At 70.4% G+C, this 24,469-nt stretch carries 24 protein-coding genes; 3 read left to right on the top strand and 21 right to left on the bottom strand.

Features of this window, described 5'->3' with window-relative positions:
* Positions 1–309: Ivy family c-type lysozyme inhibitor (locus VBO01S_RS23445; RefSeq protein ID WP_218005410.1), on the top strand; the 309-nt coding region annotated here is incomplete at its 5' end.
* Between the two features lie 10 nt (positions 310–319).
* Here the strand turns inward: VBO01S_RS23445 and VBO01S_RS23440 are convergent.
* The 4 genes from VBO01S_RS23440 to VBO01S_RS23425 are packed head-to-tail and all read right to left on the bottom strand — an operon-like array spanning position 320 to position 4,186.
* Positions 320–892: a histidine phosphatase family protein gene (locus VBO01S_RS23440; protein ID WP_062479909.1), complete on the bottom strand. Its 573-nt coding sequence runs from the start codon at positions 890–892 to the stop codon at positions 320–322.
* Positions 889–1,683 (bottom strand): adenosylcobinamide-GDP ribazoletransferase, encoded by a 795-nt coding sequence (locus VBO01S_RS23435; RefSeq protein WP_062479907.1) that lies wholly within the window; start codon positions 1,681–1,683, stop codon positions 889–891. The genes VBO01S_RS23440 and VBO01S_RS23435 overlap by 4 nt, the downstream gene beginning before the upstream one ends.
* Positions 1,680–2,723 (bottom strand): nicotinate-nucleotide--dimethylbenzimidazole phosphoribosyltransferase, encoded by a 1,044-nt coding sequence (gene cobT, locus VBO01S_RS23430; RefSeq protein WP_062479906.1) that lies wholly within the window; start codon positions 2,721–2,723, stop codon positions 1,680–1,682. Before cobT ends, VBO01S_RS23435 begins: the two co-directional genes overlap by 4 nt.
* Complete coding sequence (locus VBO01S_RS23425; RefSeq protein WP_062479904.1) at positions 2,720–4,186, bottom strand: cobyric acid synthase; 1,467 nt, start codon at positions 4,184–4,186, stop codon at positions 2,720–2,722. The genes cobT and VBO01S_RS23425 overlap by 4 nt, the downstream gene beginning before the upstream one ends.
* Positions 4,187–4,279: 93 nt before the next feature.
* Here VBO01S_RS23425 and VBO01S_RS23420 point away from each other — a divergent pair, with 93 nt between their 5' ends.
* A complete protein-coding gene (locus VBO01S_RS23420; protein ID WP_062479912.1) occupies positions 4,280–4,519 on the top strand; it encodes a hypothetical protein in 240 nt (79 codons plus the stop codon).
* Positions 4,520–4,535: 16 nt separating this feature from the next.
* Here VBO01S_RS23420 and VBO01S_RS23415 read toward each other — a convergent pair whose 3' ends face one another.
* The 4 genes from VBO01S_RS23415 to VBO01S_RS23400 all read right to left on the bottom strand — a co-directional run bounded on the left by VBO01S_RS23415 (position 4,536) and on the right by VBO01S_RS23400 (position 11,628).
* Positions 4,536–5,999 carry an efflux transporter outer membrane subunit gene (locus VBO01S_RS23415; RefSeq protein ID WP_062479902.1) on the bottom strand — a complete coding sequence of 488 codons (1,464 nt, stop codon included), beginning with the start codon at positions 5,997–5,999 and terminating at the stop codon, positions 4,536–4,538.
* Positions 6,000–6,024: 25 nt separating this feature from the next.
* Positions 6,025–9,297: an efflux RND transporter permease subunit gene (locus VBO01S_RS23410; RefSeq protein WP_062479900.1), complete on the bottom strand. Its 3,273-nt coding sequence runs from the start codon at positions 9,295–9,297 to the stop codon at positions 6,025–6,027.
* A gap of 40 nt (positions 9,298–9,337) precedes the next feature.
* A complete protein-coding gene (locus VBO01S_RS23405; protein WP_062479898.1) occupies positions 9,338–10,591 on the bottom strand; it encodes an efflux RND transporter periplasmic adaptor subunit in 1,254 nt (417 codons plus the stop codon).
* 155 nt (positions 10,592–10,746) lie between these two features.
* Positions 10,747–11,628 carry an alpha/beta hydrolase fold domain-containing protein gene (locus tag VBO01S_RS23400; RefSeq protein WP_062479896.1) on the bottom strand — a complete coding sequence of 294 codons (882 nt, stop codon included), beginning with the start codon at positions 11,626–11,628 and terminating at the stop codon, positions 10,747–10,749.
* Between the two features lie 181 nt (positions 11,629–11,809).
* On the opposite strand from VBO01S_RS23400, the gene VBO01S_RS23395 reads away from it, so the two are divergent.
* Positions 11,810–12,724, top strand: coding sequence for a LysR family transcriptional regulator (locus VBO01S_RS23395; protein WP_062479894.1), 915 nt, complete (start codon positions 11,810–11,812; stop codon positions 12,722–12,724).
* 21 nt (positions 12,725–12,745) lie between these two features.
* Here VBO01S_RS23395 and VBO01S_RS23390 read toward each other — a convergent pair whose 3' ends face one another.
* From VBO01S_RS23390 to VBO01S_RS23330, 13 genes are all read right to left on the bottom strand, one after another.
* Entirely contained in the window at positions 12,746–13,372 is a 627-nt protein-coding gene (locus VBO01S_RS23390) for an FMN-binding negative transcriptional regulator (RefSeq protein ID WP_062479893.1), read from the bottom strand.
* Positions 13,373–13,456: 84 nt separating this feature from the next.
* Positions 13,457–13,921: an OsmC family protein gene (locus VBO01S_RS23385; RefSeq protein WP_062479891.1), complete on the bottom strand. Its 465-nt coding sequence runs from the start codon at positions 13,919–13,921 to the stop codon at positions 13,457–13,459.
* Positions 13,922–13,956: 35 nt separating this feature from the next.
* Positions 13,957–14,685, bottom strand: coding sequence for an LrgB family protein (locus VBO01S_RS23380; RefSeq protein ID WP_062479889.1), 729 nt, complete (start codon positions 14,683–14,685; stop codon positions 13,957–13,959).
* Positions 14,682–15,035: a CidA/LrgA family protein gene (locus VBO01S_RS23375; protein WP_056581435.1), complete on the bottom strand. Its 354-nt coding sequence runs from the start codon at positions 15,033–15,035 to the stop codon at positions 14,682–14,684. Before VBO01S_RS23375 ends, VBO01S_RS23380 begins: the two co-directional genes overlap by 4 nt.
* 54 nt (positions 15,036–15,089) lie before the next feature.
* Positions 15,090–16,106, bottom strand: coding sequence for an aminotransferase class I/II-fold pyridoxal phosphate-dependent enzyme (locus VBO01S_RS23370; protein ID WP_062479887.1), 1,017 nt, complete (start codon positions 16,104–16,106; stop codon positions 15,090–15,092).
* Positions 16,103–17,083: an adenosylcobinamide-phosphate synthase CbiB gene (cbiB, locus tag VBO01S_RS23365; RefSeq protein ID WP_062479886.1), complete on the bottom strand. Its 981-nt coding sequence runs from the start codon at positions 17,081–17,083 to the stop codon at positions 16,103–16,105. The genes VBO01S_RS23370 and cbiB overlap by 4 nt, the downstream gene beginning before the upstream one ends.
* A gap of 18 nt (positions 17,084–17,101) precedes the next feature.
* A complete protein-coding gene (cobN, locus tag VBO01S_RS23360; RefSeq protein WP_255221180.1) occupies positions 17,102–21,100 on the bottom strand; it encodes a cobaltochelatase subunit CobN in 3,999 nt (1,332 codons plus the stop codon).
* Complete coding sequence (locus VBO01S_RS23355; protein WP_062479884.1) at positions 21,097–21,450, bottom strand: DUF2149 domain-containing protein; 354 nt, start codon at positions 21,448–21,450, stop codon at positions 21,097–21,099. Before VBO01S_RS23355 ends, cobN begins: the two co-directional genes overlap by 4 nt.
* The gene (locus VBO01S_RS23350; protein WP_062479882.1) at positions 21,447–21,920 is read right to left on the bottom strand and encodes a MotA/TolQ/ExbB proton channel family protein; all 474 of its coding nucleotides are present in this window, start codon (positions 21,918–21,920) and stop codon (positions 21,447–21,449) included. Before VBO01S_RS23350 ends, VBO01S_RS23355 begins: the two co-directional genes overlap by 4 nt.
* A complete protein-coding gene (bluB, locus tag VBO01S_RS23345; RefSeq protein WP_062479881.1) occupies positions 21,920–22,618 on the bottom strand; it encodes a 5,6-dimethylbenzimidazole synthase in 699 nt (232 codons plus the stop codon). The genes VBO01S_RS23350 and bluB overlap by 1 nt, the downstream gene beginning before the upstream one ends.
* A 5-nt stretch (positions 22,619–22,623) precedes the next feature.
* Positions 22,624–23,193, bottom strand: a complete 570-nt coding sequence (cobO, locus tag VBO01S_RS23340; RefSeq protein ID WP_062479880.1) for a cob(I)yrinic acid a,c-diamide adenosyltransferase — start codon at positions 23,191–23,193, stop codon at positions 22,624–22,626.
* Positions 23,194–23,394: 201 nt separating this feature from the next.
* Positions 23,395–24,177, bottom strand: coding sequence for an ABC transporter ATP-binding protein (locus tag VBO01S_RS23335; RefSeq protein WP_062479879.1), 783 nt, complete (start codon positions 24,175–24,177; stop codon positions 23,395–23,397).
* On the bottom strand, positions 24,174–24,469 hold a 296-nt coding region (locus tag VBO01S_RS23330), incomplete at its 5' end, for an iron chelate uptake ABC transporter family permease subunit (protein WP_157627434.1). The genes VBO01S_RS23335 and VBO01S_RS23330, both read right to left, overlap by 4 nt.

The raw sequence follows: 24,469 nt of genomic DNA, 5'->3' as shown, positions 1-24,469 counted from the left end.
GCGATGGACAAGGCCTGGCGCGCCGCGCTGGGCACGCGCGAAACCGAGCGCTGGCTGGTGCGCCGCGAAGGCCCGGCGCCCGAGCCGCAATGGGTGACGGTGGACGGCACGCGCTACCTGCTGCACGCCTTCTGCAAGCCGCACGACTGCTACGACCACAACGCGATCGCGCTGTACGACCAGGGCTCGGGTCGGCTCTATGGCCTGGTGCAGCGCAACGGGCAGAACCAGCTCCTGGGTGGCCCGTCGCCGCAGTTCGCGGGGCAGCTCGACCGGCTCTGGCGCGAGCAGTGGCGCGCCAAGAACTGACGGCGCTTCGTCAGCCGACCGGCGAGGCGACCACGCGCCAGTCGCCAAAAGCCGCCGCGTCGTTGGGCCATTGATCGGCCCGCTCAGGGCACGACACGCCCTGCGACAGCAGCTGCACCGCCCGCAGCACGCCGGCATGCGTGACCCACAGCGCGTCGGCGCCGGTCGCCAGCCAGTCGGCGTGCGCCAAAGCCACGCGCTGCATGAAGGCGCGCACGCTCTCGCCGTCGCCTCCTGCGGGGGCATCAGCAAAACGATTCGTCCAGGCCTCGAATTCTTCGCGGGCCACGGCCGACCACAGGCGCCCTTCCCAGGCGCCGAAACTCATCTCGGCCAGCCGCGCATCGCGCCGCACCGACAGATCGGGCCGCCGCGCGACGATGGCATCGGCCAGTAGAGCGCAACGCCGCAGCGGTGAACTCCACAGCGCGATGCCGGGCGGCAGCACCGCGGCGATGCGCGCAGCGGCGGCCTGCGTGCCGTCCGCATGGGCGTCGAGGTCGGTCGCGCCGTAGCACAGGCCCGCCGGCGCGATCACCGGCGCGTGGCGCTGCAGCCAGAGCTGAGCCGTCGCGGTGCTCATGCCTTCCACGCCAGCGCGAGGTAGATCGCCAGCTCGCACACCTGCTGCGTCGCACCGAGCCCGTCGCCGGTGAAACCCTGCAGCCGACGCACGAAGAGCCGCGCCATCCAGCCCCCGGCGAGCACCAGCGCCACGAGCGCCGCGCCCACGTGCACCGCGTCGTGCGCGCACAGCAGCAGCGCCACGGCGGGCGCGGCCCAGAGCACGGCGACGAGCAGCGCACCGCCGCTGATCGCGTCGGCCAGCGGCTTGGCCTTGCTGCCGCTGCTGTCGCCCACGTAGGGCAGCCAGCGGATCAGGAACAGCGGCGCCAGCCGCGACAGCACGTGCGCGCCGACGATGGACACCGCCGCCACGTCCAGCCCGCGCGCGGCCAGCGCAGCCAGCAGGCCGAACTTCAGGCCTAGCGCCAGCACCAGCGCGACCGCCCCGAAGGCGCCGATGCGCGAGTCCTTCATGATCTCCAGCGCGCGCTCGCGGCTGGCCGAACCGCCGAGGCCGTCGGCCACGTCGGCCAGGCCGTCTTCATGAAAAGCGCCCGTGAGCATCACAGTGGCGACAGTGCTCAACACGGCCGCCGCAAAGGCCCCGGCGGCGCCCGGCAGGCCGGCCCCCACGGCCACGAACACGGCCGCCGCCACTCCACCCACGATCCAGCCGATGGCCGGCAGGTGCGCCGCGGCGGCACGCAGCATCTGCGGGCTGAAGCCGACCCAGTCGGCGAGTTTTCCCGTCACCGGCACGCGGGTGAAGAACTGGACGGCCAGCAGGAAGTGGCGCACGCCGTTCATTGCTGGCGCGACACGCCCGCCGACTCGAAGCTCGCCATCTCGCGCAGGATGCGGCAGGCCGATTCGAGCAGCGGCCACGCGAGCGCGCCGCCCGAGCCCTCGCCCAGGCGCAGGTCGAGGTTCAGCAAGGGCTCGAGCCCGAGGTGCTTCAGCAGCAGCGTGTGCCCCGGCTCGGCCGAGCTGTGCGCTGCCACGCAGCGCTGCGTCACCTGCGGGCGGACCGCCTGGGCGACCAGCACGGCGGCGCTGGCGATGAAGCCGTCGACCACGATCACGCGCCGCTCCTGGGCCGCCTGCAGCACGGCGCCGACCAGCGTCGCCACCTCGAAGCCGCCGAACGCGGCCAGCGCTTCGAGCGGCGCGGTCGCGCCCGCGTGCAGGGCGAGCACCTCGCGCAGCACCTCGCGCTTGCGCGCCAGGCCGTCGGCATCGAGCCCGGTGCCGGCGCCGGTGCACAGGCCGATGTCCAGCCCGGCCAGGCGCGACAGCAGCAGCGCGGCGGACGAGCTGTTGCCGATGCCCATTTCGCCCAGCAGCAGCGCGTTGCCCGGCAGCGCGCGCACCACCTCGCGGCCGTTGGCGATGGCCTGGGCGCACTGCTCGGACGTCATGGCGGGGCCGGCCGAGGCGTCGGCCGTGCCGGCGGCGATGCGCCGCGACACCAGGCCGGGGCGCGGCTGGAAGTCGCGCCGCACGCCGCAATCGACCACGGTGAGCGCCAGGCCGTGCTGGCGCGCCAGCACGCTGACGGCCGCGCCGCCGGCCAGGAAGTTCTCGACCATCTGCCAGGTCACGTCGCTCGGATAGGCCGACACGCCGCGCGCCGCCAGCCCGTGGTCGCCCGCGCACACCAGCATCTGCGGCGCCTCGAGCACAGGCTGCTCGGTGCCGAGGATGGCGCCGATGCGCAGCGCCAGCGCTTCGAGGCGGCCCAGCGCGCCGACGGGCTTGGTCTTGTTGTCGAGCGCGGCCTGCAGGCGCGCCGCGAGCGCGCCGTCGGCGATGTCAGGAACGGCGGGGATCAAATCGGTGTCGGTCATGCGATCAGGCCGGCGAGCACGCCGGCGTCGAAATGGGTGTCGATGAAGTCGGCCAGGCCGTCGAAGGTGGCGTCCAGCGTGGGCGCCGTGGTGCCGAACAGCGCTTGCAGCGCGGCCGGGTCCTCGAACAGGCCGTGCAGGTACAGGCCCAGCACGTTGCCGCGCGCGTTCTGCCAGGCCAGGCCCTCGGGCATCACGGCGCGGCCGTCGTGGGCCAGCTGGGGGTGGGCGGCCGTCTGGCCGTGGTGGATTTCGTAGCCGGCGATGCGCACGCCCGCCAGCGCAGCCCAGGGGCCGGCGACGAGGTCGCCCGAGAACGTCGCCTCGCGGTGCCGCACGGTCTTCTCGCGCTCGAACACGGTCACGAGCGGCAGCAGGCCGAGCCCGGGTGCGTTGCCGTCGATGCCGTGCGGATCGACCAGCGCTTCGCCCAGCATCTGCAGCCCGCCGCACACGCCCAACACGGCGCCGCCGCGCCCGGCGTGCTCGGCCACCGCGCGGTCCAGCCCCTGCGCGCGCAGCCAGGCCAGGTCGCCGCTCGTGTGCTTGGAGCCCGGGAGCACGATCCAGTCGGCGCCGGCCACGTCGGCCGGCGTGCGGGCCCAGACCAGGCGCACACCGGGCACGTTCTTCAGCGCCTGGAACTCGTCGAGGTTGCTCAGGCGCGGGTACGCGACCACCGCCACGGTGCGCGTGACCACGCCGCTGGCGCGGCTGCGGTCGTCGAACACGCCGTCTTCCTCGGGCAGGCCGTGCTGCCACCACATGGGCAGCGTGGCCAACGTGGGCACGCCGGTCAGTTCTTGCAGCTGCTGTGGCGCGGGGGCCAGCAGCGACGCGTCGCCCCGGAACTTGTTGAGCACGAAGCCGGTGATGAGCGCCCGGTCGGCCTCGGGCAGCAGCGCCCAGGTGCCGTACAGGTGGGCGAAGGCGCCGCCGCGGTCGATGTCGGTCGCCAGCAGGCAGCGCGCCTGGGCGTGGCGCGCGACGCGCAGGTTGACGATGTCGCTGGCCATGAGGTTGATCTCGGCCGGCGAACCCGCGCCTTCAATCACGACCACGTCGTTCTCGGCGCGCAACTCATCGAAGGCCTGCGCGATCTGCGGCCAGACGCGCTCGCTGCGCCCGCGCCACGGCAGGGTCGACAGCGACTCGCTCACCTGTCCCATCAGCACCACCTGGCTGTGGGTGTCGCGCTCGGGCTTGAGCAGCAGCGGGTTCATGCGCACGTCGGGCACGGCGTTGGCGGCCAGGGCCTGGAAGTACTGGGCGCTGCCGATCTCGCCGCCCTCGACCACGCGGGCGTTGTTGCTCATGTTCTGCGCCTTGAACGGCGCCACCCGCAGCCCCTGGCGGGCATACCACCGGCACAGCGCGGTGGCCAGCCAGCTCTTGCCGGCGCCGCTGGTAGTACCCAGGACCATGACGCAGCGCGCCGGTCCGCTTGTCGCTCTAGAACTCATTCGCGGATTGTCGTTGAGCGCTGAACCGAATCCGGAAAGCCGAGTCGGACGTACCAAGGGATGCGGCCCGCTGCGGGCCGCATCCGCCAAGCCATGTCCGCCCTCAACGATCTGGCGCTGACGGTCGAGGAACGCGAGCCGGGCCGGTTCTACTGGCTCCTGCTCGAAGCCGTCCACGACACCGGCAGCACCTCCGACACGCTCGGCTACCGGCCGCTGCGGTTGGCTGCGCGCCCGCAATCCAGCTATTCGAGTGCGCTCGCGCTGGGCGCGGTGGCGCTGAAACAGGCGGCCGCCACGGCGACACATTCGGGCCCGGGCGACCGCGCCTGAGCCCGGATCGACCCGATCAGCGGGCCGCCACCTTCTCCGTGGCCGGCATTTCCCACCCGCCGCCGATGGCGCGGATCAGCCCCACCGTCGCCTGGTACTGGGCCGACTTCACCTGCAGCGCCTGACGCCGGTTGCGCAGCTCGCTGCGGCGCGCGTCGAGCAGGTCGAGCTGGCTCACGTAGCCGTTGCGGTAGCGGGTGTCCGACAGGCTGGTGGCGCGCTGGGCCGAGGTCACGGCCTGCGCCTGCACCACCGACTGCTCCTGCAGGATGCGGATGGCGGCCAGCTGGTCTTCGACCTCCTGGAACGCCACCAGCACCTGCGAGCGGTAGCTGGCCAGCGCGCCGTCGAGCTGGGCGTTGGCGCCCTGCACGCCGGCCTCGCGGCGCCCGCCGTCGAAGATCGGCAGCGACAGCAGCGCGCCCACGCCCCACGAACGGGCCGACCACTTGAAGAGGTCGCCGATCTCGGGCGAGGCGTAGCCGGCCGCGCCGGTCAGCGAGATGTTCGGGAACCACGCGGTCTGCGCCACGCCCACGCGGGCCTGCGCCGCCATGACGGCGCTCTGCGCGGCCGACACGTCGGGCCGGCGCGTGAGCACGGTGGACGGCACGCCCGGCGGGATCACCGGCAGCGCGGTCGCCCAGTCGTCGGGCCGCATGCCGAAGCTGGAGGCCGAATCGCCCACCAGCACGGCCAGCGCATGTTCCACCTGCGCACGCTGGCGGTCGAGCGCGAGCGCGTCCGATTCGGTGGACGACACCTCGGTCTGCACGCGCGCCACGTCGAGCTCGGCGATGTCGCCGGCCTGCTGGCGGCGCTGCGTGAGGCGCAGCGTGTCGCGGTAGGCCGCGACCGATTCGCGCACCAGCACGCGCTCGGCGTCGAGCGCGCGCAGCTGCAGGTAGGTCTGCGCCACCTCGGCCTGCACCGCGAGCCGGGTGCTTTGCAGCAGCGCCTCGCGGCCGGCCGCGTCGAGCTTGGCCGCATCGGCCGCGCCCGAGAGGCGCCCGAACAGGTCGACCTCGTACGAGAACGTGGCGCCGATGTTGGTCATGGTGCCCGGCCGGGTGCTGGCCGTGGCCTTGTCCAGGCCCGCACCGCGGTTGGCGCCGGCACCCAGGCCGATCTGCGGCAGGCGGTCGGCCTGGGCGCTGCGCGCCAGCGCGCGGGCCTCGGCCAGCCGCGCGGCGGCGGCCTGGATGTTGGTGTTGTCGACCTCGGCGCGCTGGATCAGCGTATTGAGCACCGGGTCGTTGAACGCCAGCCACCACTCGCCGCGCGGTTGCGCCTCGGCGGGCGTGGCCCGGGTGAAGCCGGCCGGCGCCGTGGCACCCGGCTGTTCCTTGAACTGCGCCGCGGTCGGCACCGTGGGCATGCCCGAAGGCACGCTGGCGCAACCGGCCAGCACCAGGGCCGCCACCAGCGGCAGCACGGCGGCGCGCAGAGGGCGCATCAGGGTTGGGATTGCGAATGTCATGGACAACCTTCTTTCTTCTTGTCGATCAGTCATGCGCGCCATGCGAGGGGCGCGGCGAGGCCGGCACCGGGTGCAGACCGCCACCGCCGCCACCGTGCGAAGGCGCCACCGGATGGTCGGCCGACACGAAGTCATCGCCGTGCGGCACTTCGCCGTGCAGCTTGAGCGGCCGGTTGCCCGCCAGGCGGCGCATCAGCACGTAGAACACCGGCGTCAGGAACAGGCCGAAGGCCGTCACGCCGATCATTCCGGCGAACACTGCCACGCCCATCGCCTTGCGCATCTCCGAGCCGGCACCGGTCGAAAGCACCAGGGGCAGCACACCCATCACGAAGGCCAGCGAGGTCATCAAGATGGGGCGCAGACGCAGGCGGCTGGCTTCGATCGCGGCCTGGATCGGCGTGCGTCCCGCGAACTCCAGCTCCCGTGCGAACTCCACGATGAGAATCGCGTTCTTCGCACTCAGCCCCACCAGCACGATCAACCCGATCTGCGTGAAGACGTTGTTGTCGCCTCCCGAGATCCACACGCCCGCCATCGCGGCCATGATGCCCATCGGCACGATCAGGATGATCGCGATCGGCAGCGTCAGGCTTTCGTACTGCGCGGCCAGCACCAGGAACACCAGCAGGATGGCCAGCGGGAACACCAGGAAGGCGGAGTTGCCGGCCAGGATTTCCTGGTAGGTCAGCTCGGTCCACTCGAAGCTCACGCCCTTGGGCAGCGTCTCGGCCGCGATCTTGGTGATCACGTCCTGCGCCTGGCCCGACGAATAGCCGGGGGCCGGGCCGCCGTTGATGTCGGCGGCCAGGTAGCCGTTGTAGCGCATGGCTCGTTCCGGGCCGAAGGTCGAGTTGACCTTCATCAGTGCGGCCAGCGGCACCATTTCGCCCGAGGTCGAGCGCACCTTCAGCATGCCGACGTCTTCGGCGCGGGCGCGGTACGGCGCATCGGCCTGGACGCGCACAGAGTACGTGCGGCCGAACTTGTTGAAGTCGTTGGCGTACAGGCTACCGAGGTAGATCTGCATCGTGTCGAAGATGTCCGTCACCGGCACACCGAGCTGGCGCGCCTTGGTGCGGTCGATGTCGGCGTACAGCTGCGGCACGTTGACCTGCCAGCTCGTGAACATGCCCGTCAGCTCGGGCGCCGCATACGCCTTGGCCATGAAGGCCTTCACCGCGACGTCCATCTGGTCGTAGCCGACCGAGGCGCGGTCTTCGATCTGCAGCTTGAAGCCGCCGGTCGTGCCCAGGCCTGCCACCGGCGGCGGCGGGAACATCACGATGAACGCGTCCTGGATGCTCGAGAACGCACCGTTGAGCTGGCCGGCCACCGCACCGCCGCTCTGGTCGGGGCGCTTGCGCTGGTCGAAGGGCTTGAGCGTGGCGAACACGATGCCCGAGTTCGAGCTGTTGGTGAAGCCGTTGATCGACAGGCCCGGGAAGGCAATGGCGTCTTCCACGTTCGGGTTCTTCTTCATGATCTCGCCCATGCGGGTGATCACCTCTTCCGTGCGGTCGAGCGTGGCGCCGTCGGGCAGCTGGGCAAAACCGATGAGGTACTGCTTGTCCTGCGCCGGCACGAAGCCGCTGGGCACCGCCTTGAAGAGACCGAAGGTCACGCCCACCAGCGCGAGGTAGATCACCAGCATCAGCGTCTTGCGCGAGATCACGCGCTTCACGCCGCCGCTGTAAGCCTCGGAGCCGCGATGGAAGAACTTGTTGAAACCACGGAACAGCCAGCCGAAGGCCTTGTCCATGCCGCGGGTCAGGGCGTCCTTGGGCTGGTCATGACCGCGCAGCAGCAGCGCCGCAAGGGCCGGCGACAGCGTCAGCGAGTTGATGGCCGAGATCACCGTCGAGATCGCGATGGTCACCGCGAACTGCTTGTAGAACTGGCCCGTGAGGCCGCTGATGAACGCCAGCGGAACGAACACGGCCACGAGCACCAGCGCGATCGCGATGATGGGGCCCGACACTTCGCGCATGGCGCGGTACGTGGCTTCACGCGGCGTGAGCCCGGCTTCGATGTTGCGCTCGACGTTCTCCACCACCACGATGGCGTCGTCCACCACGATACCGATCGCCAGCACCAGCCCGAACAGGCTCAGCGCGTTGATCGAGAAACCGAGGATGTGCAGCACCGCGAAGGTACCGATCACCGACACCGGCACGGCCAGCAGCGGAATGATCGACGCGCGCCACGTTTGCAGAAACAGGATCACCACGAGCACCACCAGCGCGATGGCTTCGAGCAGAGTGTGGATCACCGATTCGATCGATGCGCGCACGAACTGCGTCGGGTCGTAGGCGATGCGGTACTCCAGGCCTTCCGGCATGTTCTTGTTCAGCTCTTCCATCGTCTTGCGGACGTTGGACGAGATGTCGAGCGCATTGGAGCCCGGTGCCTGGAACACGCCCATGCCGACGGCCGGGTCGTTGTTCAGCAGCGAACGCAGCGAGTAGTCGGCGGCGCCCATTTCGAGGCGGCCGATGTCGCGAAGACGCGTGACGGCGCCGTCGGTGCCGCTCTTGACGATGATGTCGCCGAACTCTTCTTCGCTCTGCAGGCGCCCTTGCGCATTGATCGACAGCTGCATGTCCACGCCCGACAGGCCCGGCGATGCGCCGACCACGCCGGCCGCGGCCTGCACGTTCTGGCCACGAATGGCAGCCACCACGTCGCTCGCCGAGAGGCCACGCTGGGCAACCTTCTGCGGGTCGAGCCAGACGCGCATCGAGTAGTCGCCGCCGCCGAAGATCTGCACCTGGCCCACGCCTTCGATGCGCGCCAGCGGGTCCTTGACGTTCAGCACCGCGTAGTTGCGCAGGTAGTTGATGTCGTAGCGGTTGTTCGGCGAGACGAGGTGAACCACCATCGTCAGGTCGGGTGCGCTCTTGACGGTCGTGATACCGAGGCGCCGCACTTCTTCGGGCAGGCGCGGCTCGGCTTGCGAGACGCGGTTCTGCACGAGCTGCTGGGCCTTGTCGGGGTCGGTGCCCAGGCGGAAGGTGACGGTCAGCGTCATCACGCCATCGGTCGTCGCCTGGCTGCCCATGTAGAGCATGCCTTCGACGCCGTTGATCTGCTCTTCGAGCGGCGTGGCCACCGTTTCAGCGATCACCTTCGGGTTGGCGCCGGGGTACGTTGCGCGCACCACCACCGAAGGCGGCGCGACTTCGGGGTACTCCGAGATCGGCAGGCCGCGCAGCGCAATCAGGCCCGCGATCAGCATCAGTAGCGACAGCACGCCGGCAAAGATCGGCCTGTCGATGAAGAATTTTGAGAGATTCATGTTGGTTCTCCGGCGGGCGCCAGGGCGCCCTCCTCCGAAATCAGGACTTCGCGGCCTCGGCCACGCGTTCCGGTTGTTGTTGCTTCGTATCGAGCTTGGCGTCCATCGTCACGGTCTGCGGCACCACCAGCGCACCCGGGCGGATGTGCTGCAGGCCGTTCACCACCACGCGATCGCCGGCCTTCAGGCCCTTGCTCACCACGCGCAGGCCGTTGATGGGCGCGCCCAGCGTCACCTCGCGGTACATGGCCTTGTTGTCGTCGCCCACGACCATCACGAACTTCTTGTTCTGGTCGGTGCCGATGGCACGCTCGCTCACCAGCAGCGCGGTGTCGTTGCGGGCCTGGCCCATGCGGATGCGGGCGAACTGGCCGGGAATGAGCGCGCCGTCCTTGTTGTCGAACGAGGCACGCACGCGCACGGTGCCGCTGCGGGCGTCGACCTGGTTGTCGATCAGCTGCAGCTTGCCGGTGAAGGGCGTGCCTTCGAGGCCTGCGGTGCCCATCTGCACAGGGATCGTGTCGATCTGGCCGCGGGCGCCGGCGTTGGCCGGCAGGTCCTTCAGCGCGCGGGTGATGACCTGCTCGTCAGCGTCGAAGCTCGCGTAGATCGGGCTCACCGACACCAGCGTGGTCAGCACGGGCGCACCGGGGCCGGCGGCCACCAGGTTGCCCACGGTCACTTCGAGCTTGCCGATGCGACCCGACACCGGAGCGCGCACCTGGGTGTAGCCCAGGCTCAGGCGTGCGGTCTGCAGCGAGGCTTGCGCGGCGCGCAGGTTGGCTTCGGCTTCGCGGCCGGCGTTCACGCGCTCGTCGAGTTCACGCTGCGCGATGGCCTGCTCGTCCCACAGGCGGCGGGCACGTTCCTGCTCGCTGCGGCTGAAGGCCTGGCGGGCTTGTGCGGACGCGACCTGCGCTTCGGCACGCTCCACCTCGGCGGCGTACGGGGCCGGATCGATGGTGATGAGCAGGTCGCCCTGCTTCACCAGCGCGCCTTCGCGGAAGTGCACCGCCTGCACGGCGCCCGCCACGCGGGAGCGCACATCGACGCGCTGCACGGCTTCGAGGCGGCCCGAGAACTCGTCCCAGGCGTTGATCTCGCTCGACGCCACGGTGGCGACCGACACCGGCGTGCCCTGTTGCGCGGCGACCGGGGCGGTCGCCTCGGCCTTGAAGCTGTACATGCCCACCACCGCGGCGGCCACGGCCAGCACCGCGGTGAGGCCGGTGACGGCGGGCCACAGCCCCTTACGGGTGATGGAAGACAGCGATTGTTCGTTCTTGTTCGACATGATGGTTCGTCCTTCTCGATGACTTTTTCGGGATGCAACAGGCCATCCCGGCGCCGGCGGCGTCAGGAGGCGGAATTCAGAGAACAGAAAGCCCTGCCACCCGCCTCGTTGGAGGCGGCGGCTTGGTTCAGGGGGCGGAGCGGACCCTCGCGGGTCTAGCTGGGCTCAGGGACCGCCGGAGGCGGTGTGGTGGCGCTGAAGAACTCGCGGAAGTGCTGCTGCACGCTGGCTTCGCAGGACGCGCATCCCACGGCCTCGGTGTCGTACAGCGCCTTGGGCCAGTTGTCGGCGCCGGTCAGCACGCTGCTCGTGACCTCGATGCCGGCCGAGCGCAGGCGGCCTGCGAAGGTCATGGCCTCGTCGCGCATCGCGTCGTCGGGCCCCACCAGCACCAGCGCCGGCGCCAGGGCGGCCAGCCGCAGTGATCCGCTGGGCACCGCATAGGGGTGCGTGGCGTTCGACGGACAGCTCAGGTACTTGGCCCAGCCCGTGGCCCAGCGGCATTCGGCGGCGTCGTTGGTCGCCTTGCGCAGCGAGGCGGTGCCGGCGCACGGGTCGAGCATGGGCGACAGCAGGATCTGGCCTGCCAGCGGCGGATGGGCGCGGTCGCGGGCCACCAGGGCCACGCTGGCCGCCAGGTTGCCACCAGCCTCTTCGCCGGCCAGGTACACCTGGGCGCCCTTGCCGCCGAGCTTCACGCGTTGCTTGTAGAGCCATTCGAGCGCCGCATAGCCCACCTCGACCGGCTCCGGGAACGGGGCCGCCGGGGCCAGCGGGTAGTCGAGCGAGACCACCACCGCACCCGCACCGGCCAGCAGCCGGGCCACGTTGCGGCCGTTGTCGAGGTTGCCGCAGATGAAGGTGCCGCCATGGAAGTGCAGCACCAGCGGCACGGTCTCGCCCCGTGGACGCTGACCGTAGACACGGGCAGCCACGGGCTCGCGGCCGGGCAGCTCGATCGACAGATCGGACTCCACGCCTTGTGCCGCGGCAAGCGCAGCAGCTTCAGCGGACCGGGACGATGGACGGGGTGACATGGGCGACCTCAGGGGGATGGGCGATGGTTGAAATATAAGGCGCTACAAGCGCGTTGAAACAGGAAACACAGCCCTACTCTGTTTCCAAACGGAGAACAATCGGGCATACCGTAGGGGCGCATTCCTTGTGTGAGAATCCGCCTCCTTCCGGCATACGCCGGTCTCCCTGAACAGGCATTCGATGGATCAAATCCAGGCAATGCGGATCTTTGTCCGCGTGGTCGAAGCCGGCACCTTCACCCGTGCCGCCGACTCTCTGGCCCTGCCCAAGGGCACCGTCACCAAGCAGATCCAGGCGCTGGAAGCGCGCCTGCACGTGAAGCTGCTCAACCGCACGACGCGGCGCGTCACCGTCACGCCCGACGGCGCCGCCTACTTCGAGCGCGCCGCGCGGCTGCTGAACGACTTCGACGACATGGAAGCCAGCATGACGAATGCGCAGGCCAACCCCACGGGGCGGCTGCGCATCGATGTGGGCACCTCGGTGGCGCAGCAAATCATCCTGCCCAACCTGGCCAGCTTCTGCGACCGCTACCCCGACATCCAGGTCGACTTGGGCGTGAGCGACCGCACCGTCGACCTGATCAGCGACAACGTCGACTGCGTGATCCGCGCCGGCGAGCTCAGCGACCAGTCGCTGGTGGCGCGCCGCATCGGCACCCTGCACTTCGTCACCGTGGCCTCGCCGGCCTACATCAAGCGCTATGGTGCGCCGCAGCATCCGAACGACATCGAGAAGCGCCACCACGTCGTGAGCTACTTCTCGGGCACCACCCGGCGCGTGTACCCGCACGAGTTCAAGAAGGGCGACGAGTACATCGAGCTCAACGGCCCCTACCGCGTGTCGGTCAACGAGAGCAACGCCCACATGACGGCCGTGCTCGCGGGCTTCGGCCTGTCGCAGTGCATCACCTTCACCGCCGAGCCGCTGCTGGAAAGCGGCGAACTCGTCGAGGTGCTGGCCGACTGGCAGCGCGACCCGCTGCCGATCCACGTGGTGTACCCGCCGAACCGGCACCTGAGCGCGAAGGTGCGGGCGTTTGTGGACTGGGCGGCGGAGTTGTTTGCGAAGAATCCGCGGTTGCAGCGGCGCTGAGGGGCGCCCTTTCCCGTCTTTTCAGGGCTGGATCAGCGCCGCCAGCGCACGCGCCGGCAGCGATTCCTCTCGGGACAGGTGCTCGACCAGGCTGCGCCGGTCGGCCTCGGTGCGCTGCTGCGAGAGAAAGCGCTTGCCGCTCAGCGCGAGGATGTCGATCTCGAACCCGACCAGCCGCTGCAGCGCGTCGTCCACGAACCCGGGCGATGCATCGGCCAGCGACCAGGGCTCGTCGCGCCCCGCTTCCTGCGACCGCGTCAGCGCTTCGAGATGCGTGCGCAGCCAGGCGGCGTCTTCGACGAACCGCAACCGCCCCGTCACCTGCACCGCGATGTAGTTCCAGCTCGGCGCCAATCGCCCGCTGCGCTGGCCGTTGACGTACCAGCGCGGGGAGATGAACGCGTTCGGGCTCTGGAACACGACCGTGACATCACAGCCGTTGCGTGCCTCACTGGTCCACAGCGAATGGCTGCGGGCCACGTGGCCTGCCAGCACACCGTGCGGGCCGCGGTCGATCACCTCCAGCGGCAGCAAGTTGGCATCGACCGCCCCGCCCGCGACCGTGAAGAGCGTGGCCAGCGGGTAGGCGCGCATGAGCCGATGAAGCTCGTCGCGCGCCTCGATGGCGAAGAGGGGCTGGATGTGCACGAAGAAGACCTTTCAGGGGTTCGATGCGCGTCGAGTATTGCGCCCCCTTCCCTCCATCACAGTCACATGGAGGTCACCCCGGCGTCAGTAGACGGGCTCGCACCGCACCTCAGATTTCACCGAATTCGCAATGAAGCACTCCTCATGCGCCCGATGGTGCATGTGCTCGATCTGCTCGCGCGTGGGCAGGTTCTCACCCGAAAACCTGACCTGAGGACGCAGCGTGACGACGGTCATCGCCATCTTCCCCTCGGCGTTCTTCTCCATCACCCCCGTGGCCGCGTCGACATAGCGGTCGACCACGAACTTGCGCTTCACCGCCATGGTGAGGAACCACAGCATGTGGCAGCTGGACAGCGAGGCCACGAACATCTCTTCCGGATCGACCGCCGACGCGTCGGAGTACGGCAGCGGCACCACGTGCGGCGACGAAGAGCCCGGCACCTGCGCACCGCCGTCGAAGCGCAGCACGTGGTGGCGGCTGTAGGTGTTGGCCAGGAAGTCCTGGTCGCCCCGCTCCCAGACAATCTCGGCGGTGTACTCGGACATGGGTCGTGCTCCTCGATGGATGGAATGAATGAATGTCAGACGGTCATCAGCTTCACGATCAGTGGCACCAGCAGCGCGGTCGCGATGCCGTTCAGCCCCATCGCCAGCGCCGAGAACGCACCCGCGGTTTCGTTCACCTGGATGGCGCGCGCGGTGCCGATGCCGTGCGCCGCCATGCCGACGGCAAAGCCGCGCACCGCGGGTTCCTTGATGCGCAGCAGGTTCAGCAAGCCCGTGGCCATGATCGCGCCCGAGATGCCGGCGATGGCCGCGGCCACGGCGGCCAGCGACGGCAGGCCGCCGATCTTTTCGGCCACGCCCATCGCGATCGGCATGGTGGCCGACTTGGGCGCGAGCGACATCAGGAGCTCGTGCGAACCGCCGAGCACCCAGCCGATGCCGATGGCCGACACGATGGCGGCCACCGAGCCCACCAGCAGCGCCACGCCGATCGGCAGCCACAAACGCCGCAGCCGGCCGACCTGGCTGTACAGCGGCACGGCCAGCGCCACGGTGGCCGGGCCGATCAGGAAGTGGACGAACTTGGCGCCCTCGAAATAGGTGTCGTAGGGCGTGCGCGTGAGCAGCAGCACGCCCACGATGACGATCACCGACACCAGCACCGGATTGACCATCGGGTTGCGCCCGCTGCGCGCATGCAGCCACAGCGCGCCCAGGTAGGCCAGCAGCGTGAGCGACAGCCACAGCAGCGGCGACTGGGCCAGGAAGACCCAGATTTCAGACAACTTGGCGGGCGCGTTCATTCGGCGTCCTTGCCCGTGATGCGGATCATCCAGCGCAGCGTGAGCGCGGTCACCGCCATGGTGAAGGCACCGCCCACGACGCCGGCCGCGAGGAACGGCAGCCATTCGCGCCCCACCCGCTCGAAATGCAGCATGACGCCGGTCACCGCCGGGATGAACAGCAGCATCAGGTTGCGCAGCAGGTGGCCCGAGGTGTCGGTCAACTCCTGCGGCACGCCGCCGCGCACCAGCAGGCCGACGAACAGCAGCAGCATGCCGATCAGCGGACCGGGAATCGGCAGCGACAGCCACTGCACGAGCAGTTCGCCGGCAAGCTGGCACAGGAAGAGCGTGGTGATGGCGTAGAGCATGGGCCTGTTCGTTTTCCTTTTCTTGAGACGGCCCTATTGTGGTGCGAGGTGCGTTCAGCCGCTGTGTCGTGCGGCGCTGGCCCTCGCCCACGCGGCCTTCAATGCCTGCTGGCTGGCCGGCGGCAACACGCCCAGGCGCAGGTGCCCCGGCAGGCCGAAGGAGGCGCAGTCGCGCAGCTTGATGCCCTCGGCGCGCAGCGCGGCGGCCCGGGGCGGGTATGGCGTGTCGGGCCGTGCGCCGAAGAAGTTGGCGTCGCCGGGCAGCACCTGCCAGCCCAGCGATTCGCACACGGCGCGCTGCCGCGCCTTCCAGTCGCGCAGGATGTCGAGGCTGCGCGCCAGCCAGCCTTGCGCTTCGTCGGTGGTCCAGGTCGTGAGCAGCGCGACGCCGTGCGTGCCCAGCGGCCACGACGGCGCGAGGCGCACGAGCCGCTCCAGCAGCGGGCCGGCCACGTCGCTGTTCGCGGGTGCGATGGCGTAGGCGGCGCGGATGCCCGTGAGGCCCATGGCCTTGTTCGGTGTCCACAGCTGCCAGAGGCGGTCGCGCTGCGCGGCGTCGTGCGAGGGCTGACCTTCGAGGCGCAGCGGCTCGTAGGCCATGTCGAGCACGCAGACGGCATCGCTGGCGGCATGCTGCGCGATGTCGGGCTGCGACTGGCCGAATGGGCTCGACGGTTCGCAGCACCAGCGCAAAGCAGCACCGTCTGAAGCCTCAGGCACGCGCCGCACGCCGAGGCCCCAGGTCAAGGCCGAACGTTCGTAGTCGCCGTAGCTGTGCGCGGGCAGCCAGACCTCTCCGCCACCGCCTTGTGCCACGACCGCGCTGATGCGGTGGATGAATTCGCTCGCGCTCGCGGCGATCGCGATGCGCTCCACGGCCACGCCATGGAAATCGGCGAGCGCGGCGCGCAGCGCGGTGTAGCGCGGATCGGGATAGTGCGCGGCGTCCGCTTCGCGCAGCGCAGCCAGCACCGCGGGGCACGAGCCGACCGCGTTGCCGTTGGTCGAGAAGTCGTGCGGCGCGGCACCCGTTTCGTCGGGACCGCCATGCACCATGGATTGATTCGTCATGCCCACCTCGCCAGCAACGGCGACAGCATCGCGAGCGAAGCGATCACCGCCAGCCCCCGCGCCGCCCGTTCACCGAGCTGCGCGGTGCGCGCGGTGTCGGCCGACGTGGCGGCGCGCCCTTCCCCGTTCAGCGCGTAGACCCCCGGCTTCGCAAGCCGCACACCCAGCAGCAGCGCCATCGCACCCATCGGCCAGCCGCTGTTGGGCGATGGTGTGCGGCGCGCCTCGCGGGCCACGCCGCGCGGCCAGCGGCCGGCCGCGAGCGCCAGCAGCAGCACGGTCAGGCGCGCGGGTAGCCACGAAAGCACGTCGTCGGCGCGCGCGGCCCACTTGCCGAACCAGGTCCAGTCGCGCCCGCCGCGTTCGCCGCGGTAGCCCCACATGGCATCGGCGGTGTTGGCGAAGCGGTAGAGCGCCGCCCCCGGCAGGCCGAACAGCACGAACCAGAACACGGGCGCCACCAGCGAGTCGTTGAGGTTCTCGGCCAGCGACTCGATGGCGCTCTCGCGCACCTCGCGCTCGCTCAGCACCGAGACATCGCGGCTCACGAGGCGCGCTAGCCGGGCGCGGCCGGCGTCGAGCGATTCGCCCAGCGCGGCTTCGACCGCCAGCACCTCGTCGCGCAGCATGCGCCACGCAAAGAGCGGCTTGAACGCGAGCCCAAGCACCACGGCCATGGCCCAGACTGGCAGCCATTGCATCGCCAGGCTCTGCACCGCCGATGCGACGGCGAACGCGGCCATCGCGCCCACGCACCAGCCGAGCGCGCCCATCGCGAAGCCCGGCAGGTCGCGCGGCCTGGCGTCGGCGGCGCGCGGCGCGAGGCGGCTGCCGATCCAGTCCAGGTAGCGGCCCATCCACACAACCGGATGCAGCGCGGCGGGCGGCTCGCCCAGCCAGCGGTCGATGGCCAGCGCCAGCCACAAGGCGGCGACCAGTGCGAGGGCGAAGACGGTGAAGGGATCGAGCGCGGGCATGGCAGGCATTCTCGTGAATCAGGCGGCGGGCACGGCCCGGCCGCGCCGCCATTGCACCAGCGCGCCGATGGCCAGCAGCAAGGCGGCGCCGAATGCGGCGAGCAGGCGCGGCAGCACGGCGGACGGCGGCGGGGGCGATGGGGTGTCGGCGATGGGCTTCAGCTGCAGGCCGGCCACCGGTTGCGCGAAGTCCGGTGCGGCGGGCGACTCTGGTGCGGGCTGGGTCGCTTCGACGGGCGCGATGGGGGACGCGACGACGACCGGTGCAGAAGCAGTGACAGGCGACGCCACCAACGCAGCCTGCACAAACCGCTGCACCGCCTCGTTGCGCTCCCGCAGCCCCGTGGCGCGCACCGCCTGCGTGTAGGCCTGCGCCAGCTCGCGCCGCGTCGCGGCATCGGGCTTCCAGTAGTTCAGCCGCACGGCATCGAGCATGCGTTCCAGCGTCTGCGCGAAGGCGGCGCGGTTCTCGCGCTCTAGCCACTGCCGCGTGCCGAGCTTGTAGGTGTCGCGCACATACACCTCGTGCAGCGACTGCCAGTGGTCCGCGCGCACGGCCGCGGGCGCGGTCGCCTGCCAGCCCCAGAGGAACTGCGCGGTCTTGAGCACCTGCAGCGCGCCGCTGTAGCCCTCGGCCTTCTGCGCCTCGATCCATTGCGGGTGCAGGTAGCGCGTCTGCATCTCGCGCGCGATGGCGCCGGCGGCGGTGTCGGTGCGCACGGCCGCGCCGTCGCGCAGGTTCTGCACGTACAGCGCCGGGTCCTTGCCCGTGAGGTGGCGCACGGCCAAGGCGATGCCGCCCAGGTACTGGAACGGGTCGTCGTTGGTCAGCACGCCGTAGAGATTGGAGGTGCGCGCCATCAGCGCCGCATCGACCTGCGCGAGGTTGCCCGCGAAGGCGCCCGGGCACGTGGCGCCATCGAGGCCGCGCCCGTAGGCATGGCCCATGCGGTCCATGTAGAGCCCGGCCATCCGCGCGTCGCCGCCGCCGCGCTGCTGGCCCTTCCAGAGCTCGGTGGCGAGCACCGCTTCCTCGAGCCCGGCGCCGTAGCTGCCCTGCTCGTTCGAGAACACGCGCGCGGTCGACCAGCGCCGCGCCTCGGTCGCCGTCGCGCCCCCGGCGCGCAGCGTGCGCGCCATCGCCTCGCTGTGCTGCGCGACGGCGTTGCCGGGCTCGTCGAGCGCGGCCACCTGCTGCACGGCCTCGTCGAGCCAGCGCATCACGTGCGGGAACTGGTCGCGGTACGAACCGGTGACGCTGATCAGCACGTCCATGCGCGGCCGCTTCAGTACCGCGGCCGGCACGACCTCGATGCCGACCATGCGCCCGGCCTCGTCCCAGCGCGGCTTCACGCCGAGCGCGTGGAAGGCCTGGCTCTCGGTCACGCCCTGGTGGCGCGAGGCCTCGCCGGCCCAGAGCGTGAAGGCGATCTTCTGCGGCGCACGGCCGCCGTGGGTGCGGGCGTGCGCGGCGATCCAGTCGTCCATCGCGGCGACGCCGGTGTCCCAGGCCGCGCGCGTGGGCACGCGGCTGGGGTCGAAGCCGTAGAGGTTGCGCCCGGTCGGCAGGCTGTCGGGGTCGCGCACCGGGTCGCCACCGTAGCGCGATTTCAGGTAGCGGCCATCGAGCGCGGTGAGCAGGCCTTCGATTTCCTCGTTATGGGCCAGCACGGCGTCGAGCGCGCGGGCCCGTGCGGCGAGCGAACGCAAGGGTTCAGCATCGGTAACGGTGTCGTTGCCCGCCAGCACGGCCTCCAGCCAGCGCGCCGGCTTCGAGGCCGCGATGCCCTGCGCATCCGTGAGGAACATCTCGTCGAGGTCTTCGCCCATCGCCTGCGCCACGGGTTTGCCGAGGATCTGCAGGATCGTCTGGCGCCGCCGCTGCGCATCAGGCGCCTCACCGAAGGTCGCCAGGCCCAGCGGCTGCGCTGTCTGCGCCAGCTCGTCGAGGTACGGGTGCAGCACGGCGATGAAGCCCGCGAAATCGGCGCGGATGCGCGCGGGCGTCCATTGCAGGTCGCGGTCGTAGTGCTGCGCGACGAAGTCGGTGGTGAGGCGCCGCTCCAGCGCGGTCTTCACCGCGCCGGGCGACAGCGTTTCCCAGTCGTGCAGGCGCTCGTGCATGTCCCGCACGCCAGGGCGGAAACCCGCGGGCGTGAACATGGGCGTCGAGTGGCTCACCATGGTCGCGCGGCCGCGGCGCTTGGCGGTGGTCGCCTCGCCAAGGTTGTCCATGATGTACGGGTAGACGTTGGGCACGTCGCCCAGCGCGAGCAGCGGATCGTCCTGCACCGAGAGCCCACGCTCCTTGCCCGCCGACCACTCGACCGTGCCGTGCGTGCCCACGTGCACCAACGCGTCGGCGCCGAAGCGGCTGCGCAGCCACAGGTAGGTGGCGAGGTAGCCGTGGCTCAGCGGCACGGCCGCGCGGTGGTACACCTGCTGCGCCTTGCCGGCCACTTGCGTGCCGGGCTCGAAGCGCGGCGGCTGGCGCAGCACGACCACCTGGCCGAACTGCACGCGCGGCACCACGAAGGCCGGTGCGCCGGCCACGGGCCGCAGCATCGTCGAGGCCTCGGGCGGGCCCCAGTAGGCCTCGATGCGGCGTTGCGTGTCGGTGGGCAGCGCGCGGAACCACGCGAGGTACTTCGACAGCGGCAGCGTGTCGGCCAGGCCCTGGTCGAGCAACGGCTGCAACGCATCGCCGCCTTGCGCGGTCGGGTAGTAGGCCTTCATCGTGGCCTGCACCTGTGCAATGACCTTGTCCGCGCCCGGCGCCTCGGTGCGGTAGCCGGCCGCCTGCATCGCGGACAGCATCCGGTCGACGCTGCGCGGCACGTTGAGGAACGACGCGCCGAAGTTCGCCTCGCCCGGCGGGTAGTTGTAGACCAGCATCGCCACACGGCGCTCGGCGGCGGGCGTGCGCCGCAGGCGCAGCAGCGCGGCGGCCTTGTCGGCCACGGCGTCGATCTGTGCGGGCAGCGGCTGCAGGCTGCCGGTGGCGGCGTCGCGTGCGGTGACGAGCATCGGGTCGGTCATGCCCGCGAGTTCGCTCGGGCTGTAGTAGGCCGCGATGTCGGTCTGCGCGAGGCCGTCCTTGCTGCGCGTCCATTGCGCCGCATCCAGGGCCAGCGAGGGGAGCGTCTGCAGCACGGGCACGCCGATGCGTTCGAGTTCGGCCTTTCGTTCGTTCGGGCTGAACACCAGCGCGGCGTTGACGAGGAGGTCGGCCACACGACGCTCGCGCTCGCCCTCGCCGGCGTGCGTCATGCGGAAGAACAGATCCTTCTGCTGGCGTGGGCCGTAGAAGGCATAGGCGCGCAGGCCGCGTTGCGCAAGCGTGCCGATCAGCCGGTCGAGCCAGGCGGTGTCGTCGCTGGTGAGCGTGGCACTGTTGACGGCGATGGCGACGGTGCCTTGCCCGCTCGGCAGTGCCTCGACCGCAGCGATGCTGCTTTCGACGCGCGGCCAATCGGGGTGATAGAAGCCCGCGAGCGGCAGCGGCACGGGATCGGGCAGCCCGGCGGCATCGCCGACGCGTGCCATCGCCTGCACCGAGGCCTTCAGGTTCGCTTCGCCCGGAAAACGCCAGTAGGCGCGCAGGCGCTGCGCCCAGGCCGCATCGACGCCGCGCTCGGCCGCGAGCGGTGGCACCTCGGGAGGCTTCTGGCCTTTCGCCACGAGGGCGAATTCACCGATCTGCACATAGGGAACGGAGGTTCGCTCGATGACGTCGCCGAAGCGCGCCGCCGCCGACTGGGCGACGCTGAGGTGCGGCGCATCGACGACCAGCAGGCGCGCGCCGTCGAGCGCGGCGGCCAGTGCCTCGGGCGTGTCCTGCGCAGCCGACACCACCTGCAGCGGCACGCCGGCCTCGCGCGCTGCCGCCTGCAGCCGCACCACACGCGCAGGCGACACCAGCGCCGTGCTCAACACCACGACACGCGACTCGGCCGCCACCGCAGGCTGCGCCATCAGGCACAGGAACCCGAGCCAGAAGACGAAAAGCCGCGTCACTTCCCGCCCGACGCCGGCACCGCATCCGCCGGCACGTAGATCATCGTGCCGTCCTTCAGGCGCCAGGCGGTGCCGGCCTTTTCGCCGTCGCCCTGCCCCGTTGCGCCGCTGGCCTTGAAGCGCGTGACCTTCCGGCCTTCGCGCGTGATGATCTCCATGTCGGGCTGGCCCTCGTGGCGGATGACCGTCACCTTGTCCTGCGAGAACGGGTTCACCGGGTTGTTGATGACCGCGATCATCAGCATGCCGATGACGACCATGAAGACGTCGATCAGGTTGATGGTCGAGAGCACGGGGTCGTCGTCGTCGCTGTCCAGGCTGCTCAGGATGGAGAACTGGCGCCGGCTCATGACAGCCGGTCCCGCGCGTCGAGCAGCGTCACCAGCTCGCGCATGAGCCAGCGGCGGCGCACCGTGTAGACCACGAAGGTGATCGAGGCCGAGGCCAGCGCCACGATCACGGCCGCGAACGCGGGCGCCAGGCTCTGCGCCACGCCCTGCGATTCGCCCGAGGCCACGGCCACGAGCGCCGGGCCCATGGGGATCATGGTCGCGATCAGCCCCAGCATCGGCGCCACGCGGCTGCACAGGCGCACGCCTTCGAGCTGCTTGAGCACGACCAATTCCATCTGCTCCTGGCTGGCTTGCGCGTGAGGCTGCAGCACCAGCGCGCGCGACGGGTCGCGTCGGCGCTGCCACCACTCGATGCCGAAGGCGCCGAGGCAGTACACCGCATAGACAAAAGACAGCAGCACGCCGAGCGTCACGGGCCAGAGGAACAGCCGCGCGAGCTCGGAGAGAACGGTGTCGAAGGCCAGCATCAGGTGGGCTCCACGCAAGAAGATGAAGTGGAAGAAGGATCGAACAGGTCCGACGGCCGGCCCCAGCTTTCGTCGAACACCAGCGAGGCCAGCGGCGCGCGCCGGGCCCAGCGTTCGCGCTGCAGCATCGGCTCTTCGTAGAACGCATGCACCGGGCCCAGGCACAGCAGGGCGATCGGCTCGGCGCCTTCGGGCAGGCCGAGCAGCACGCCCAGCTCGGCGGGGTCGAACAGCGACACCCAGCCCATGCCCAACCCCTCGGCGCGCGCGGCGAGCCAGAGGTTCTGGATCGCGCAGGAGGCCGAGGCCAGGTCCATCTGCGGCAAGGTGCGGCGCCCGAACACATGCTGCTCGCGGCCGTCGGCCAGCGTCACCACCAGCAGCTCGGCCGCGTCGAGCACGCCCTGCACCTTGAGGCGCATGAACTCGTCTTCACGCTGGCCGAGCGCGCGGGCGGTGAGCACACGTTCGCGCTCGACCACCTCATGCAACTGCCGGCGCAGCCCTTCGCCGCGCACGCGGATGAAGCGCCACGGCTGCATGAAGCCGACGCTGGGCGCGTGGTGCGCGGCGTCGAGCAGGCGGCGCAGCACCTCGGGCGCCACCTCGCCGCCCGCAAAGTGGCGCATGTCGCGCCGCTCGTGGATGGCGCGGTACACCGCCTTCGCCTCGTCGGCCGCGAACGCATGCACCGTCATCGGGGTCAGTCTTCGATGCCGCGCTGCGCCGGGATGCCGGCCTTGAACGCGTGCTTGACCATCTGCATCTCGGTGACGGTGTCGGCCAGCTCGATGATCTCGGGCGGGCAACGGCGGCCGGTGAGCGCGACGTGCACGTGCTTCGGGCGAGCGCGCAGGGTTTCGAGCACGCCTTCGAGCGGCAACCAGCCGTAGATCAGCGGGTAGGTGATCTCGTCGAGCACCACGAGGAAGAAGTCGCCCGACAGGATCGCGGCCTTGGCCTTTTCCCAACCGTCGCGCGCGAGCTGGCCCGATCGCTCGAGGTCCTGGCTCTTCCAGCTGAAGCCGTCGCCCAGACCTTCGATGGGAATGCCGATCTGCTCGAACATGCGGTGCTCGCCGAAGCGCGCCGACGGCACCTTCATGAACTGGTAGATCTTCACGGCCTTGCCGCGGCCGTGTGCGCGCAACGCGAGGCCGAATGCTGCGGTGCTCTTGCCCTTGCCGTCGCCGGTGTTGACGATGACGATGCCGCGGCGTTCACCTTCGGGCTTTTCGTAGGGCTTTTCGCTGGGAGGGGTTTCTATTTGCATGAGGTTTTCCGATTTCTTGTGTTCTTGGCGCTGTCGTTCAGGGCGTGTGCTGGTCGATCAACAGCTGCACTGCCCCACGCTCACGTCGATGGGGCGCCTTGCGCAGCGAAATCAAGGAGGAGGCCGCAGGCCGGGGGACATTCGCGGAGCAAGGTGCCCCGTCGGCGGGAGCGCGCCCCGAATGACTTGATGCGCGAAGCTTCATAGCGGCAATGCGATCCACTGGTCCGCCACGCGATGCACGCGAATGCGATGGTCGAACACCTGCTCCAGCGCCTGGTGAGTCTCAGGGTCGGAACAGGCACCGTGATGCGTCACCCTCCCCCGATTCATCACCACCAGTTCGTCCGCAGCCAGCGCCATCGGCAGCTCGTGCAACACGCTGACCACGGTGCGGCCTTGCGCGACCAGTTCGCGCGCCGTCTGCATCCAGTCCGCCTGATGCGGCGGATCGAGGTTGGCCAGCGGCTCGTCCATCAGCAGCAGCTCGGCCTCGACCGCCAGCGCACGCGCCAGCAGCACGCGCTGGCGCTCGCCGCCCGACAGCTGCCCCAGCGGACGGTCGCGCCAGTCCCAGGCCTGGGTGCTGCGCAATGCGCGCTCCACGGCATCGCGATCGGCTTCGCTGGGCGCAGCCAGCCAGCGCTGGTGCGGCAGGCGCCCCAGCATGGCGACGTCGTAGACCATCAAATCGTCGGCACTGCCCTCGCCCGTGCCGCTCTGGCCCAGCCAGGACAGGCGCCGCGCGCGCACGCGGGCCGGCACGGCGGCTTGCGCCTCGCCGAAGAGCCGCACTTCGCCGCGATGTGCGAGCAGACCTGCCAGCGCTTTCAACAACGTCGACTTGCCGGCACCGTTCGGCCCGACGATGCTGGTCCAGCGGCCGGCTGCCAGCGACAGGTCGATGCTGTGCAGCACCTCGACCGACCCGAGCGTGGCGCTGAGGCCATGCGCTTCGAGCGCGGCGGATGGCGTGCGGCTCATAGGCCGCCTCCCTTCGCGCCGCGCCGGTGCATCAGCCACAGCAGGTAGCTGCCGCCGAGCACGGCCGTGAGCACGCCCACGGGCAGCTCCTGCGGCGCGATCAGCCAGCGCGCCAGCAGGTCGGCCGCCATCAGCAGCAGCCCGCCCATCAACGCCGACAGCACGATCAACCGCGCATGCGTGGTCTTGACCACCGAGCGCACCAGGTGCGGCGCGGCCAGGCCGACGAAAGCAATGAGGCCGGTCTGCGCGACGGCGGCGCCGGTCGCCAGCGCCAGCACCGCCACCAGCG

This window comes from Variovorax boronicumulans NBRC 103145, from assembly GCF_001591345.1.
GTDB classification, from domain to species: domain Bacteria; phylum Pseudomonadota; class Gammaproteobacteria; order Burkholderiales; family Burkholderiaceae_C; genus Variovorax; species Variovorax boronicumulans.
The sequence above is the reverse complement of the archived record's forward strand: the minus strand, read 5'-3'. Positions and strand labels throughout refer to the sequence as shown.